This window comes from Corynebacterium sp. HMSC05H05 (assembly GCF_001807265.1).
Taxonomy (GTDB): Bacteria; Actinomycetota; Actinomycetes; order Mycobacteriales; family Mycobacteriaceae; genus Corynebacterium.
In genome coordinates this window covers 1-13,847 of record NZ_KV788397.1, presented here as the reverse complement: position 1 = coordinate 13,847, position 13,847 = coordinate 1, and the positions used below count along the sequence as shown (strand labels likewise).

The window sequence follows — 13,847 nt, the reverse complement described above, 5'->3', positions numbered from 1 at the left end:
AAACCCCCGCACACAAAGAATCGGACACTCTCCACGTAGCCGGTGGGCTGTTTTGAGTGCATGACGGAACGCGGTTTCATCGCGTGCCGCGCGTCCTTGGCTGATCCAGAGGACACGCACGCCGTCAATGAGTTCCGGGTCGTACTTTTCTAGCCCGTCCGCAAGCTCGTTTTCGACGTCTTGGGCGAGGGCTTTAAACGCTTCTGCTTCTTCGCGTCGTGCTTTGGCGGCGTTGATCAGTTCGCGGCCACTGGTGAACCGTTGGCGCTGCTGCTGCTCGTGTTGAGGTAGATCCGCCACGGTGCGAACCTCCTTGAGCAGATCGGCGAGTCGGTGCACTCGTTTGTGCTGGCAGTACCAACGATAGGCGGTGGGATCGTCACCGGTATAGAACGGGCTGCGGCTGAATCTGTGGGAAAAGTTCGGGTCGTGGCCAAGGTATTCACCGAGTGTGCGGCTTGTGCGTGCAAGCAGGCGCATGTGCCGAGATTCGCCGCTCTCGTCGGCATAGACCGGGTCGATCAGCCAGATCGCTTGAGCTTTTCCATTCTGCGGGTTGATGCCGACCCATGCCGGCCCCACGTTGTGCTCGATGAGGGCGCGCAGCGACGTGCGCACGGGTGCGGCCAAGTTCGAGGGGTGTCCGCCTGTTTCACCGCGCTGGTCAATGTCCACGACGAGGACGGCGGCGTATTGCTTGTTGGTCAGCACTGCGTACTGGCACTTGGCGAAGGTCTCCGTCTCAACGCGATACATCCTCGGGCAGAGTTTGCCGTTTTTGTCGGTGTAGTAGGCCTTGGCGAAGTCTCTTGTGTGGCTGGCGTGAATGACGTCGCGTCCAAGGTGGGCGAGCAGCGCGTCACGGTCGTTGTATCCGGCAGGGGTATCGTCAAGTCCTCCGCAGTCTTTTTGCGCAGGAGAGGCGACACACGCCGTTGACGTGCGAGAAAGTTGGTGCCAACTTGGTACACTCATGATCGTGCTTTCTCCCAGGTGCTCTCTGGGTGATAAGCGAAGCCTGGAGCGGTTGCCGCCGCTCCGGGCTTCATTCATTTCTGATTAACTTTTCTCAGCCTAAACCACAGCCGTGTGATTTCACTGGTGACACGCAGGGCCGACACGGCGATTTATCGAGGTAGGCACTAACAAACGCACCATTTCGACATATCGGACATACGGTATGTCGAATACATTTCGTACATATCCGACATATCGTTACTGCGGTATGTTCACTATATATCGTATATACGGTATATAGCGTATATCTGATATATACCGTATATACGATATATAGCGTGTGTTACATATGTGGAGTATGTTTACTATGCTTCATATGTATGCGGACTATCGTTTTTGCAAACCCAAAGGGTGGCGTCGGAAAGTCGACGCTCTATGACGAGGTTGCCTGGACGCTTGAGCAGCGCGGCGCACGAGTAACGACGTACCAGCTCGACAACCAGTCGAGTGCCTATCACGGCACCAATGAAGTGGAGGACGCCGATTACGCACTCGTGGATACGCCTGCGCGTCCTGACGCCGATACCGTGGCCGCGATTAACAGTGCGGATCTGGTCGTGGTGCCGGTAGGCCCGTCTCCGCGCGACTTGGCGCCGACGGCGCATTTCGTTTCGCAGGTCACTGCGCCGATTGGAATCGTGCTCAACGAGCACAGCCCGAGCCGTCGCGCGAGCCAGGATTTAGAGCAGTTCGCCCACGAGCGTGAGTGGAACATTCTGGGCAAAGTCCCGACTGCTGTCGCGTTTAAAAACACTCCGGAACCGCCCTCTGGGGTAGTAACCCACAGTTCCAGCAGTCCTGCTGCGCACGCTATTCGCTATCTCACGGATCAGATTGTGGAGGCCACCAAGTGAGCGATAAGACTTCTTCAAACCCGTTTTCTGCCCTTGCTGTCAAAGACGAGCAGTCGCGCAAAGAGGGGGCAGGTTTCGGCACCGACCGAGGTAAACCTGGACGCAAGTCCGTCGAGCGTCACCGCACGTCGTTTGCTTTCCCGATTGAGGATTGGGAGGTAATCGAGCGTCTGGCCGATCACTACGGCAGGCGTCACACCATCACTGACACCATCATCCGGGCGGTACGGGAAGCTGCGGAGCGCGAAAACCTTCTTGATTAGAAGTTGCACTTTCCCCATAAGCGTGTATTGTATATATAAGTTGCTGCCTGAAGGGGCCTTGCGCCTGGGTCGGTATCAACAAAAGCGATTGGCTCCACGTGCCTAACCTACGTCTTCGTCACCCTTGCAATGATTGTTATCTATTTAATCGCAACGCGAAGAAAGGCAGGTTCGCCTATGGAAAAGATTTCATTGACATTGGGCGCTTATTCGCCTCTAAAGGATATGTTTTCGCTAGTCGTGATGCCCCTTGAGTCGGCAACTACAAGTAAGCCCCGGAACCCCGGGGCTTACTTTTTTATTTCTCGAAAACAATCACCCCGTAGGCTAGAGCGCTCCACGATTTGATGGACCTCTAGTTAGTCCATGAACAAGACTTTCCGGGCCTATATCTAACGCGGTGGCGAAGGTAAGGATATTCAGCAGCGAGAGATTGCGCTCGCCGCGCTCGACAGACCCCACATAGGTGCGGTCGACGCCTGCGGCGTGGGCGAGTTTTTCTTGGGTCAGCCCCGCGCCTTTCCGAGCTTCTCGCAGCCGAGTCCCGAACGTGAGAAGAAGATCACGGTCATCATTCATCTCCTCAACGTCGAATGTTGGCGACTATAAGTCGACGGACTATGAGTAGCATTATCTGGGAGAAGTGAGGAGTGACCATGATTTTGACCACCGTGAACCTAAAAGGCGGGCTGTACCGCACGACCGCGACGTTGATGTTGGCGCAGGCGTACCAGCAACTCGGCTACAACGTGGCTGTTTTGGATCTCACCCCGACAGACGACTGCACAACGTTCGCAAAGGCGCTGGGGGAAAGCGGACATGCATTCACGTTCAAGATCGACGCCATGCCGATTGAGCTGGAAAACCGCAGCGCCAGCGTCACCGATATCAAGCAGCGCATCGACGCGCTCCACAGCGAACTCGGGGACAACGGCGTGCTGCTTGTCGACACTGCCTCCCACGACAGCCAGATTGTCGAAGACGTCGCAGGCCTTGCCGACGTCACGTTCGTGCCCACAGATGCGAGCTTTGCGGCAGAGCGCCCCACGCTTGAGACGCTCAAGCGGACAACGTCGCCGTCTGTCGCGCTTATCTCGCCGTGGCGCAACCCGGTGACCGACGATGTGCGCGCAGAAGCCACGCGCGCAGGTGGCAAGGTGCTCGATACCGCGATCTGCTGCGCCGATGAGTTCCCGGAGGACTTCGACACGCTTATGCCGCAGTACCTCGACCTGGCAAAAGAACTCGTTGCCGCTTAGTACCTCGCAGGGCAAAACGCCTGATATCGACTACCACGAGAAAAAAGGAGTCAGTCAGTAGTGCTCACCACCGCCAACATCGTCACCGCCGTGTTCGTGCTCGCGGCATTCGGCATCGTCCGCAACCAGATCCGCGCCAATGGATTCTTCGCAGGTTTGGTCTTGAGTATCGGCCCACTTATCGGCCTGTTGATTCTGTTCGGCCTGGTCTTATTTTTCGGCACCGGACTCTCACTGGCGGCGAACAACTTTGTCGAGAAGCAAGAAACGCCCAAGGTGCAACAAGACGCCCCTCCGGTGGAACTGGGCACGTTCCACGACAGTCCCGCCGACGCGCTGGAACACGCGTTTAAAGTTATGGAAACCCAGGAAAACAAGTACGCGACCCAGGTGAACTAACCTCCGCCCCTTCTCACCGCTTACCCCAGCCGCCTCGGTGCTGTACCGAGGCGGTTTTTACAACTCCATACCGGAGTCGTTGGACTGCTCCTGCGGCATCTCCCACGTCTGCTGCTCCGACGAAGTGCTGTAACCGCGTGCCTGTTGCTGCTGCAAACGCTCAAGCGCATCTGCGCTGCGTTCTTCCATGTCGATCCATACAAGCGTGCTCTTTTTGCTGTTGATCTGATCGTTTAAGTCAGCGCGACGCTGCCGCAGTTCTTCTCGCTCCTGGCGAAGATCCTCGCTGCGCTGTGACCACTTGTCACATCTGGCGTCTGCGCGTGCGAGTTCGGCCTCAATCGCATCAATCGCCTCTTGGCCCGCATTGGGGTTGAGCCACTTCGCGATCCGTCCACGCGCATCACGCTCGGCGTGGACTTTGCGCAGCGATTTTTTGAGCGTGCGCCGGCCTTCTTGTGCCTGTTCAAGCGCAGCGTTGGCATCTCGCCGCTCATCTTCAAGATCGCTTGCTTGCTGGTCGATTGTGCTGATCTGTTCTTGAAGCTCCGCGATTTCACGGTTGAGGCGATTCTGCTTGGCCTCATGCCCCTCGACGCTGCGGTCGTCTGCTTCGCGGCGCGGTTCTTGATACCTCTCAATGAGCGAGTAATCCAGCTGGTCTTTCGGTGTGCGATCGTAAGGTTGCTTGATCCAGGAGTCCGCCGGGTGCGCGTGGAAGTTGCTGAACCGCTCGATGCGTGCAGCTTCACGGGTTTCAGCCGCCTGACGCATGTACGCCCCTCTAGCTGGCTCGATGTTCCACCGCGCACCGGTAGCAAGATGGGTCAGTTCCCAATCAGCGCGTGCTTGTCTAAAGACGTCATAGGGCGTTTCGTCTGTTCGGTTTCGCGTCGCTGCCTGGACAAGAAGATCGCGGGCGTAGTCAGTTGATTCCCTGCGCTGCGATGGTTCTGCGTTGCCGTGGCCTGCTTCGGTATCGCCTGGCATCTGCTCGGCTAGATACAGGAAGTTGCCCTCGCGTCCGCGGGTCATGGGCACATAGACGCCAGCGCGGTCGATGTGTCCGACACCTGCGACAACACGAGCGACGTCAACGGTTGCGCCCTGGGCGCTGTGGCCGGTTGAGGCATAGCCAAGTTGAGTGTGCTCGCCCAAGTAGTCAGGCGACAACACGATTGCGGCACCAGTGTCATCACTCCTGCGGGCGGTGATCGAGCCGTTCGCGTGGATTGCTTCAACGCGCCAGCGCTGTCCGTTGCGCACCACGTCTCCCGCGCTCGTCACCAGGTCGTAGTCGTTGTGGCGAGTCAGGATTGTGTCTCCGACGTGGGCGAATTGGCTCCCGGTGAGTTTGACCGCCTCGCGCATGTCGAGCACGCCACGCTCGGCCATAGCCGTTTGCGCCGCTGCGTTAAGCGCGTCGGCGTAGTCGTTGGTGGAGGCGACAAGCAAGGACTGCTTTCCTGCCTCGACGTCGGTTTTCCACCCTGCGAGTGCGTCTTCGAGCATGGCGGTAACAGACCCTGCGGAAAGCCGACCTGCCTCGGCGTAGAACGTCGCAGCGCGCTCCACATCTGGGGCTTCGCCACTGCGCAGCCGCTTCGAAGCTTCTCGCTCTGCCGGGTCATGCTGGCGGAATACCTCGGTCAGCTCCACCGCGTCCGGCAGCTCATGCGCGAGCGTGGCAAGCAATCCACCGCGTGCTTTAACCGCGCCGTACTGGTGCGGATCGCCCACCATGACCACGCGAGCACCTGCGGATTGCGCGATTTCAAGCACCCGAACCAAATCTGGGGTAGCCACCATTCCGGCCTCGTCAACAACGACCACGGTGTCCTTGTCCCACCCCAGTGCCACAGCTGCGTATCCTCCGGCCTTACCCTCTGCGCGCTTGAGTGCTCGGGCGATTGTGGACGATGAGTGCGCAACGTCTTCGCCCACCATCACATCTGCGGCCTTGCCGGTCGGGGCCAGACCAACCACGGTTTTGCCCGCGTTCTCCCATGCGCTGCGCGCTGCTTTCAGACTCGACGTCTTGCCTGCGCCAGCCGGTGCGACCACCACGCTGGCTCGATACGGAGACTCCACCACAGCACGCATGGCGTCGGCCTGCTCGATAGAAAGCGCGCCCTCGATGGGCTTGATTTCCGATGCATCGACACCCGAATAGGTCATGTCGCAGGCCAGATCAATAGCGCGATCAACCTCAGACACAACGCTGCGCGAGGTAAACCGCTGCGAGCCTTCGCGCATGGTCTTGTCGTACTTGCGGGACTTCTCCGGTGTAACCGGCCATGCTGCCTCCGACATATCCGACAGGTCAGGTGCGACCACGTTATCGGCCAGGCGCTCAATCGCGGCCAGCATGTCAGCGTGGGAGACTGCCCCAACAGGCATCATCTCCGCGATTTTCTCAACCACATCGGCGCGGGTAAACGTAGACCGCTCTGCGACAACAGCGCCGAGAATATCGCTCACACTCGGCAGCACCGCCTCGGCGTAACGACGCGACTGACTATCTGTCTCGACGCCGCTTAGTGAGCTAACCACTGCGAGCACAGCCTTGGCTTCGGGCCTTTCACGCCAGTGCCGTTCTAGTTCTTCTAAGGAGACATCGAGGTCTTTCGTCTGGCGAGTTTTCTTCTGCCCAATGCGTTCAAACGCGCCTCTGGCATCGAGGCTGTTTTCTTCTCGCCACTTCTCAATCTCACTCGCGCGAGTAGAAAACGCTTTGAGCAACTTTGCATCGTCAAGGCCGGCAATCTCGGCGCAGCCATTCGTCACATCAGACCAGGCGAGACCGAACTGCTTCGTCACCGCTTCACGCAACGTTGCTTGGTAGATCATTCCAGCCGCGCGCGCCTCGTGATACAGGCTCACGCCATCGAGTGTTCGCCACTTGCCATCGGCACACAGTTGCTTGTTTGCCAATAGAACGTGCGAGTGAACATGGGGGTCGCCTGCGCGACTTGTCCGGTGCTCATACTTCACACCGGAGAGTGCTTCGACGCGATCAATCACCATCAGATCGCGGTCGAAATCATCGGCTCGGCGTGTGTATCCGGCGTGCTCGGAGAGATACGAAAGTGCTTCAGACACCGCCTGCGAGTGCGCGGCATCGACGGCCTGGCGCACGCTTTCGTCTCCGAATCCCCATAAAACAGACACGCTTTTCGGGGCGCAGAAAGTTAAATCGAACCCTGGAACACCGGTCGATTTTGGCGCGCGCCCCAGCTTCTCACCGCTCGGCGCGAGTGCTTTATTGAACCAATCTCGCACCGACTCGCCGCGAATTTCGGCGTCAATTTCAACACCAAGTGCCGCCGAAACACGCTCGCTTTGTGCGCGAGAACGCGCGGCAATCCAGGCCCGCGCGGGCTTCGTCCCGTCCTCGGAGTAATACGAATCTGGCCCAACTCCGGACGCATTCTGAGCAGAATTTTGATCAACAGTGGACTCGTAATAAGCCACGGACTCGCCGTGCAGCTTCGCAATCGTTAGCACGTGCCGTGACCCACCTTTCCGCCAGTCCGAGCGCAGCCCGCGCGGGCTGCGGCAGTTTACTGCAAATGTACCAGAGAGATTTCACAGAGAGATTTCTTCGGCAACTGACTTTTCGTCTTGGAGGGCACCAGAAAGTGTGAAAAGCGTTGGCAGGGGCGCCGCCGGGAACCGGCGGTCGGGGTCGGAGGTCTAAGAGACCGTGGCGTTGATTCTGGATACCGATGACGAGATTTTCATCGCGGCGGACGCCGCGGACATGGCGAAGCAGCTTGTCGGCCTCCTCTACGGCGGGTGAGGCACAGCAGAGCGTCGCTCCCGTGCCGAACGACGCCATCAAGATCATCTCCGGCCCCGCGAAGCTGGACGAGACGAAGGAGTGAGGACCATGTCCGACCAGAACATCAACATCAAGCTCGACCGCGGCGGCCCCGAGAACCACGCCTGGACGGTGCTGGGCACCCTGCTCGCCTGCGGCGCTGTCGGCATGGCCGCCTGGGCGATCTCCAACGCCGGAGCCCTGGACCTGGCTGCGACCGGCCTGTTTTTCTTCTTCATGCAGCTCATCTCGATGATGCTCAAGGCGGGGCTGATCGTCGTCCCGGAGAAGAACCGGAAGGACTTCGGCGAGACGCGCGGCCTGCTCAAGACCGCCTGGCGCGAGTTCCAGGAGTTCCAGGGCCGCTCGCCCATCTGGCGGATGGCGCTGCTGGCGCTCGGCTTCACCGTCGGCTACATGATCTTCCGCTGGGGACTCTCGGTGGCGCTCGGCATCTTCAGCAACGTCTGGATCGCCGGAGCCGCCTCGGCGCTCATCGCGTCCTTCATCGTCGCGCCGCAGCTGTTCACGAACCTGGTCTCGAAGATGAAGACGAAGTCGGGCCTCCAGGTGAAGACGACCACTGGTACGCCCGATGCCGAGAGGGGTGACGTCTGATGACGAAGGCGGCGATCACGACCATCGGCGCAGCACTGCTGGCCGCCGCTGCTCTCGCGCTCAGCGGGTGCAGCTACCCCGGCGACGACGAGGACCGCGCCGCGTTCCATGCCGAAGCGCAGGATCCAGTCCCCTCGGCACCGGCTACCGAGCCTACCGAGCCGGAGACCCCGGCCGAGGAGACCGGCGACGAGAGCACCGAGGAAGGCGGCCAGGGCGAGAAGTCGGGCGCAACCGCGGACCTGGGCGTCGAGGACGGGCATGTCCAGTATCTCCGCGCGATCCAGAACTTCTCGCCCGCGCTTGAGCGCTGGGTGCTCGACGAGGAGGCGGGCGAGGTCACCTACGGGATCGTCAACTGCGCCGGCCAGACGAAGTCCGAGGGCGTCGCCACCCTCGAGCGGGTCGACGGCGGCGATGGAGCAGCGTTCGAGGCGACGTGGATCGGCAAGTCGCCGTTGGAGAACGTCGCGGCGGAATCGATACGCGTCGAGATCACCGAGGACACTTTGAAGAACTTCGCGGACGTTGCGACGTCCAGGACCGACATCGAGGCGAGCAACGTCGCTTCGATGTGCGCCGAGGTCGGCGAGACAGCCGCCGACTTCGTCTTCTGAGAATGACCACAAGAACGCCCCCAGATCTACTCCGGGACCTTCTCCGCGCGAGCAGGGTCGGACGCGACTCGGGAACAATGGTGCCGTGGCAGATTTCGACCTCCTCTGCGCGGCGCTTGTCTCCGCCCCGAAGACACCATCGAAGGTCTCGTCGCGGACGTTCCGAAGCTCCGGCACGACGAAGCCTGATCGTCGTCGTCCCGAGAAGATCTAGGCTCGTCCGGCGCGAAGGGCGATGAGGGCTGCTTCTACGCGGTTGCGCGCTTCAGTCTTCCGCAGGATCGCGGAAACGTGCACCTTGACGGTGCCGGGAGCGAGGTGCAGCGCTTTCGCGATCTCAGCGTTCGTCTCTCCTTGGCTGAGCCGGATCAGAATCTCTCGCTCGCGAGCCGTGAGGCGTTCGAAGCGTTCGACGGCGCTCGCGTACTGGGTGTACGTCGTCGAGACGCCGGAGTCGAGCAGACGCCGGGCGACCGAGGGCGAGAAGAACGCTCCGCGACCGGCGACGGCGTGCACACCGGCGATCAGCTGGCGCGGATCGCCGGACTTGAGGACAAACCCGTCTGCGTCGAGCCGGATGGCCTCGGCGATGTAGTCGTCCTCCCCGAACGTGGTGACGAACAGGCAGGGGAGCGCGCTCCCGTCGGAGCGGAGCCGTTGCAGCGCGTCGAGTCCGCTCATCCCGGGCATCTGGATGTCGAAGAGGGCGACGTCGAGACGGTGCGCGTCGATCTTGCGCAGGGCCTCTGCTCCGTCGGCGGCCTGGGCTACGACCTCGATGGCGGGATCGGTGTCGAGGATCCCGACGATGCCGGTCCTCACGAGGGGGTCGTCGTCGGCGACCAGGACTCTGACCGGGGCCTCGGTCGCTGTCATCGTTGTCCTCCTGCGATGTACTCGGTGCTGGAGACCTCGTCCTGCGCGAAGCAGATCCGGTACACGTCCCCGGCAGCGTCGTCAAAGGTGTTCGCGGTCACGGCGTAGTCGTGGCAGTCGTCCGGTCGGTTCTCGCCCCGCCTGGCCGGCAGCTCGTGGCCGGGCAGGATCCGCTCGGTCTCCGCCCGCGCGTCTCCGACGCTGATGCTTGAGAAGGCCCCTGCCGACAGCAGCGCGCGGTGGTTCTGCACCACCGTCAGCGCCTCGACCGCTGCGAGCCCGACGACGACGATCGCCGCGGTCGAGGCGAGAATCAGTCGCTGGCGGAGCTTCGTTCTGCCGGTCGAGCTCTCATCGACGTCTCTCGTCGCCTCCACAGCGCGATCATCGTGCGTGCTCTGCTCCTGACGGCGAGTCGGGAGGACCGCAGAGAGGACGAACGCACTGTCCGTCTTCTCCGCGGCGAGTTCTCCGCCGTGGGCGCGGAGCTCACTTTCCAAAGTGCTCAGGCCCGTGCCCGCTGTGTGCGCGTCGGCAGGAGTCTCGCCGAGGGCGTTCTCGATCTTCAGACGCAGCTCGGCACCGACGTCGGCAGCGGTGATGTCGATCGGGGTGCCGGGAGCGTGCCTGCTTGCGTTCGTGATCGCTTCTTGTAGGACCCTCGTGACCTGCTCGCCTCCGAAGTCCTGCAGCCGCCTGGGTTCCGGCAGTCCTTGCACGGTGATGCGCGCACCGGCTGCGCGGGCCCGGGCCAGCAGTGCATCGACAGATGCTGCGCCCATTGGCAGCACGGGAGCGCCGGATCTGAGGTCGGAGACGGAGTCCCCCAGGCGTTCGACCGCGTGGGCGAGGTCGTTGCGGGCGTGTAAGAGCGAGGTGCGGGCGCTCTCGGGCAGTGCCGGGTCGATCTCGAGCCGTCCGAGATTGAGCGCGACGAGGCTCAACGAGTGGCCGAGGTCGTCGTGCAGCGACTGCGCGAGGGCGAGCCGGTCGGCGGTGGCGCGCTCCTTGAGCTCGGCCAGGCGCTGGACCTGCCGCAGCTCTCGCTCGCGGTCTGCCCTCCGCCCGAGGACGATGTACTGGCGCACGGCGAGACCGATCAGCCAGGGCACACCAGCGCGCATGAGCGCCGGGGGCAACTCCTCCGCGACGTAGAGCCAGTGCCCGTCGAGCCACGTGGCCCGGGCCATGCTCACGACGACCAGCACTGCCAGTCCTCCCAGGCCCGCGCGCGGACCCCTGGACCAGAGCCCGATTGCGATCGCGGCGATGCCGGTGAGCAGGGCCATGAAGAGGCCCGGCTCCGGCGCGGAGGCCAGCACCCCGAAACCGATCGCCGTTAGCGCGTCGACGCTCCGGCGCGCAGACGGACGATCAATTAGGGTCATGCGCTCCATTCTACCGGGGACCGTGGGCTCGCCGCCTCCCTCGATCGGGCGTGCGCAGCACCTCGCCGGTATGACCGTGGGCATAGACGAGTCGCCCCGCATGGCAGATTCTGAGGCCGAACCGCGTCCATAGCGTGGATTTCATGACTCACGAAACTTCGACGCGCACGCTTTCGACGTCGCGCAGATCCTCGTCCCGCCCCGTGCCGTGGCCCGCGCTGTTGATTGCCGTCGCAGCTCTTGCTGCCCTCGCTCTCGCGACGTATCCGGTGCGTGAGCGCCTCTTCACCGCTGTCGCCGGTCTCGCCGAGGGCTCGGCACTGGCCTCGGCGGTGGGATCCGTGGCCGAATTCGGTCTGCTTGCCCTCGTGGCGACCGCCGGCGTCCTCGCTCTCTGGTGCTGGCTGCGCGAGCGCCGGCGGTTCTGGCTCCTGGCGCTGGCTGGACTCGGCGTGATCACGGCCTACGGATTGAGCGAGGCCGTCAAGCTGCTGGTCGAGGAGCCGCGGCCCTGCAGCGTCGTCGACACTGCCACTGTGCTCAGCTGCCCCGGGAGCGGGGACTGGTCGTGGCCGTCGAATCACGCCGTCCTGGCCGCTGCCTTCGCCACCGCCTGCATCCTCGTCGTCCCCCGCCTCGCCTGGTTCGCGTTGCCTCTCGCGCTGGCGATCGCCGCCTCTCGAGTGGCCGCCGGAGTCCACTACGTCCACGACGTGCTCTCCGGTCTCGCGCTCGGTGCCCTCGTCGTCGCGGCCGTCGTCGCCGCGGCGTCGCCGGTGCTGGACCGGCGTCTGACTGGCGGACGGGACGGCCATCCGGATTCGGCCAGCCGGTCCCAGGGCGGGCGCGCATGATCGAGGTCGACCGTCTCTCGAAGCGCTACGGCCAGGTGACCGTTGTTGAAGGATTGAGCTTCACGGTCCCCGACGGATCCATCACCGGGTTCCTAGGCCCGAACGGAGCCGGCAAGTCCACGACCATGCGATGCCTCCTCGGGCTCCACAAGCCCACCACCGGAACCGTGCTCATCGACGGGCTCCCGCTGACCGCCCAGACGAGGCCGGCCGAGGTCGTCGGAGCCGTCCTCGACGCCTCCTGGTTCCACCCCGGCCGGACCGGACTGGCGCACCTGACGACCATCGCTGCTTCTGCCGGCCTACCCGACCGCCGCGCCTGGGAGGTACTCGAGGCCGTCGCGTTGACCCAGGCAGCTCATCGCAGGATCGGCGGCTACTCGCTCGGGATGAAGCAGCGCCTGGGGCTCGCGGCCGCCCTGCTGGGCAGACCGCGCAACATCGTCCTCGACGAGCCGATGAATGGCCTCGACCCGCAGGGGATGGAGTGGATGCGCGCCTTCCTGCGCGATGCCGCCGCGAGCGGCCACGCCGTCCTTGTCTCCTCCCACCTGCTCGGCGAGATGGAGACCCTCGCCGACCGCCTCGTCGTCATCGACAACGGCCGCTTGCTCGGCCAGTGGGACGTCGCCGATCTTCTGCACGCGCGCAGCCGCCAAGCGCTCCTCCGCACCGACGACGACGAACGCGTCGAGCAGGCTCTGCGCGGACTGCGGGTCCCCGTAACCGCACTGCCCGAGGGACTCTGCGTGACATTCGACGAGACGGTCCCCGACGCGCTCACGCTCTCGCGGACCTGCCGAGACCTCGACGTGCTCATCACTGCCCTGACGGACAAGCCGATCCGGCTGGAAGAGGAATTCCTCCGCCTCACCGACCGATCATCCGAAGCCGAACATGGCAAAGAAAGGCCCGAGCGATGACACGAGCATTGACAGCTGAGGTGCGCCGACTGCTCACCGTGCGCTCCACAGGCATCTTCGCTGCGCTGCTGATCGGCTGCTGCGTCGGCCCCATCGTCCTGATGGGCATCGTCTACGACCCGGCCTATCGAGGGCCGATCGACGCCGGTGATCTGGGCAAGTGCGTGAGCATCTTCCATGTGCTGGCCATCGTGTTCGCCGGCACACACACCGCGACCGAGATCAATGCGGGGTCGACGGCGCTGTCCTTCCTCACGCAGAAGAGTCGATGGGCCTCGTTGGTGGCACAGGCAGCGGTCCAGTGGGCGTTCCTCGCATTCGCGTACGTCGTCGGCATCGGCCTCGCGCTCGTCGCGGCGACGTTCTATCCCGACGGGCTGGCCATGTCGCCGCGAGGGTGGGCCTACCTCGCGGCCTACCTCCTCGTCGTTCTCCTGTGGGCGACGATGGCGACGGCGCTTGCCGTCCTCACGCGCTCCGTCGCGGTGTCCGTCGCCGCGCCGATCACGTGGATGCTCCTGATCGAACAGCTCGCGTCCATGGTCCCGATGCTCGAGGCGATCACGCCGTGGCTGCCGTTCAACGCCAGCCACATGCTCCTCGCCCAGGCACTTGGAGAGGCCCCTGCAGGCATGTCCGTGTGGCCTCCTGCCGTCGCGCTTCTCGTACCGGCACTCGGCCTGGCGGGCGCGGGGCTATGTGCCCATGTCCGACGGGACTCGGCGTGATGGGCAGGCCTGCGCCTCGCATCCGCCGCCCAAGACGGTTCGTGGCGTCGCAGGGCTGGGGCTGACTCACACCGCCGTTCAACAAACGGTCGTTGATGTGAACAGTGGTCCGGAGGAGCCGATCGCGAGCATTTCGCCGAGTGGGTGTTCACAAACCCGTTCAACTACATCTAGACTAGACAGAGGCAGTTGAAGGTGCTGTTGCAACTTGGGGCGGGAGCCAAGAAA

The 13,847-nt window shown here is 62.9% G+C and carries 15 protein-coding genes; 10 read left to right on the top strand and 5 right to left on the bottom strand.

Going from position 1 to position 13,847, the window contains the following annotated elements; translation table 11 throughout:
• On the bottom strand, nucleotides 1–1,053 hold a 1,053-nt coding region (locus HMPREF3151_RS07400), incomplete at its 3' end, for a replication initiation protein (protein ID WP_246815234.1).
• A gap of 284 nt (nucleotides 1,054–1,337) precedes the next feature.
• On the opposite strand from HMPREF3151_RS07400, the gene HMPREF3151_RS07395 reads away from it, so the two are divergent.
• Together HMPREF3151_RS07395 and HMPREF3151_RS11840 are read left to right on the top strand one after the other, a co-directional pair.
• Complete coding sequence (locus HMPREF3151_RS07395; protein ID WP_070474916.1) at nucleotides 1,338–1,871, top strand: ParA family protein; 534 nt, start codon at nucleotides 1,338–1,340, stop codon at nucleotides 1,869–1,871.
• Nucleotides 1,868–2,134 (top strand): hypothetical protein, encoded by a 267-nt coding sequence (locus tag HMPREF3151_RS11840; protein ID WP_141741366.1) that lies wholly within the window; start codon nucleotides 1,868–1,870, stop codon nucleotides 2,132–2,134. Before HMPREF3151_RS07395 ends, HMPREF3151_RS11840 begins: the two co-directional genes overlap by 4 nt.
• 327 nt (nucleotides 2,135–2,461) lie before the next feature.
• Here HMPREF3151_RS11840 and HMPREF3151_RS11585 read toward each other — a convergent pair whose 3' ends face one another.
• Entirely contained in the window at nucleotides 2,462–2,713 is a 252-nt protein-coding gene (locus tag HMPREF3151_RS11585) for a helix-turn-helix domain-containing protein (RefSeq protein WP_083290240.1), read from the bottom strand.
• Nucleotides 2,714–2,790: 77 nt separating this feature from the next.
• Between HMPREF3151_RS11585 and HMPREF3151_RS07385 the strand changes: the two genes are divergently transcribed.
• Together HMPREF3151_RS07385 and HMPREF3151_RS07380 are read left to right on the top strand one after the other, a co-directional pair.
• On the top strand, nucleotides 2,791–3,393 hold the full coding sequence (locus HMPREF3151_RS07385) for a nucleotide-binding protein (protein ID WP_070474914.1): 603 nt from the start codon (nucleotides 2,791–2,793) through the stop codon (nucleotides 3,391–3,393).
• Between the two features lie 60 nt (nucleotides 3,394–3,453).
• Complete coding sequence (locus HMPREF3151_RS07380; protein WP_070474913.1) at nucleotides 3,454–3,792, top strand: hypothetical protein; 339 nt, start codon at nucleotides 3,454–3,456, stop codon at nucleotides 3,790–3,792.
• 57 nt (nucleotides 3,793–3,849) lie between these two features.
• Here HMPREF3151_RS07380 and mobF read toward each other — a convergent pair whose 3' ends face one another.
• A complete protein-coding gene (mobF, locus tag HMPREF3151_RS07375; RefSeq protein ID WP_070474912.1) occupies nucleotides 3,850–7,299 on the bottom strand; it encodes a MobF family relaxase in 3,450 nt (1,149 codons plus the stop codon).
• A gap of 376 nt (nucleotides 7,300–7,675) precedes the next feature.
• Here mobF and HMPREF3151_RS07370 point away from each other — a divergent pair, with 376 nt between their 5' ends.
• The 3 genes from HMPREF3151_RS07370 to HMPREF3151_RS12230 all read left to right on the top strand — a co-directional run bounded on the left by HMPREF3151_RS07370 (nucleotide 7,676) and on the right by HMPREF3151_RS12230 (nucleotide 9,064).
• Nucleotides 7,676–8,233: a hypothetical protein gene (locus HMPREF3151_RS07370; protein WP_141741364.1), complete on the top strand. Its 558-nt coding sequence runs from the start codon at nucleotides 7,676–7,678 to the stop codon at nucleotides 8,231–8,233.
• Nucleotides 8,233–8,850 carry a hypothetical protein gene (locus HMPREF3151_RS07365; RefSeq protein ID WP_066513015.1) on the top strand — a complete coding sequence of 206 codons (618 nt, stop codon included), beginning with the start codon at nucleotides 8,233–8,235 and terminating at the stop codon, nucleotides 8,848–8,850. Before HMPREF3151_RS07370 ends, HMPREF3151_RS07365 begins: the two co-directional genes overlap by 1 nt.
• Nucleotides 8,851–8,935: 85 nt before the next feature.
• Nucleotides 8,936–9,064 carry a hypothetical protein gene (locus HMPREF3151_RS12230; protein ID WP_255357142.1) on the top strand — a complete coding sequence of 43 codons (129 nt, stop codon included), beginning with the start codon at nucleotides 8,936–8,938 and terminating at the stop codon, nucleotides 9,062–9,064.
• Here the strand turns inward: HMPREF3151_RS12230 and HMPREF3151_RS07360 are convergent.
• Together HMPREF3151_RS07360 and HMPREF3151_RS07355 are read right to left on the bottom strand one after the other, a co-directional pair.
• Nucleotides 9,061–9,726: a response regulator gene (locus tag HMPREF3151_RS07360; protein WP_011867674.1), complete on the bottom strand. Its 666-nt coding sequence runs from the start codon at nucleotides 9,724–9,726 to the stop codon at nucleotides 9,061–9,063. The genes HMPREF3151_RS12230 and HMPREF3151_RS07360 overlap by 4 nt on opposite strands.
• Nucleotides 9,723–11,114, bottom strand: coding sequence for a sensor histidine kinase (locus tag HMPREF3151_RS07355; protein ID WP_049063040.1), 1,392 nt, complete (start codon nucleotides 11,112–11,114; stop codon nucleotides 9,723–9,725). The genes HMPREF3151_RS07360 and HMPREF3151_RS07355 overlap by 4 nt, the downstream gene beginning before the upstream one ends.
• 143 nt (nucleotides 11,115–11,257) lie before the next feature.
• Here HMPREF3151_RS07355 and HMPREF3151_RS07350 point away from each other — a divergent pair, with 143 nt between their 5' ends.
• From HMPREF3151_RS07350 to HMPREF3151_RS07340, 3 genes are read left to right on the top strand one after another with little or no spacing between them, the layout of a single operon-like run.
• Nucleotides 11,258–11,968 carry a phosphatase PAP2 family protein gene (locus HMPREF3151_RS07350; protein WP_080972059.1) on the top strand — a complete coding sequence of 237 codons (711 nt, stop codon included), beginning with the start codon at nucleotides 11,258–11,260 and terminating at the stop codon, nucleotides 11,966–11,968.
• Nucleotides 11,965–12,891: an ATP-binding cassette domain-containing protein gene (locus HMPREF3151_RS07345; protein WP_011867677.1), complete on the top strand. Its 927-nt coding sequence runs from the start codon at nucleotides 11,965–11,967 to the stop codon at nucleotides 12,889–12,891. The genes HMPREF3151_RS07350 and HMPREF3151_RS07345 overlap by 4 nt, the downstream gene beginning before the upstream one ends.
• Nucleotides 12,888–13,619 carry an ABC transporter permease gene (locus tag HMPREF3151_RS07340; protein ID WP_066513013.1) on the top strand — a complete coding sequence of 244 codons (732 nt, stop codon included), beginning with the start codon at nucleotides 12,888–12,890 and terminating at the stop codon, nucleotides 13,617–13,619. The genes HMPREF3151_RS07345 and HMPREF3151_RS07340 overlap by 4 nt, the downstream gene beginning before the upstream one ends.
• The last annotated feature ends 228 nt before the right edge of the window (nucleotides 13,620–13,847 follow it).

Coding starts and splice junctions, on each gene's coding strand:
- HMPREF3151_RS07395 (WP_070474916.1), top strand. CDS start 1,338: ATGCGGACTATCGTTTTTGCAAACCCAAAGGGTGGCGTCGGAAAGTCG.
- HMPREF3151_RS11585 (WP_083290240.1), bottom strand. CDS start 2,713: ATGAATGATGACCGTGATCTTCTTCTCACGTTCGGGACTCGGCTGCGA.
- HMPREF3151_RS07385 (WP_070474914.1), top strand. CDS start 2,791: ATGATTTTGACCACCGTGAACCTAAAAGGCGGGCTGTACCGCACGACC.
- HMPREF3151_RS07365 (WP_066513015.1), top strand. CDS start 8,233: ATGACGAAGGCGGCGATCACGACCATCGGCGCAGCACTGCTGGCCGCC.
- HMPREF3151_RS07360 (WP_011867674.1), bottom strand. CDS start 9,726: ATGACAGCGACCGAGGCCCCGGTCAGAGTCCTGGTCGCCGACGACGAC.
- HMPREF3151_RS07355 (WP_049063040.1), bottom strand. CDS start 11,114: ATGACCCTAATTGATCGTCCGTCTGCGCGCCGGAGCGTCGACGCGCTA.
- HMPREF3151_RS07350 (WP_080972059.1), top strand. CDS start 11,258: ATGACTCACGAAACTTCGACGCGCACGCTTTCGACGTCGCGCAGATCC.
- HMPREF3151_RS07345 (WP_011867677.1), top strand. CDS start 11,965: ATGATCGAGGTCGACCGTCTCTCGAAGCGCTACGGCCAGGTGACCGTT.
- HMPREF3151_RS07340 (WP_066513013.1), top strand. CDS start 12,888: ATGACACGAGCATTGACAGCTGAGGTGCGCCGACTGCTCACCGTGCGC.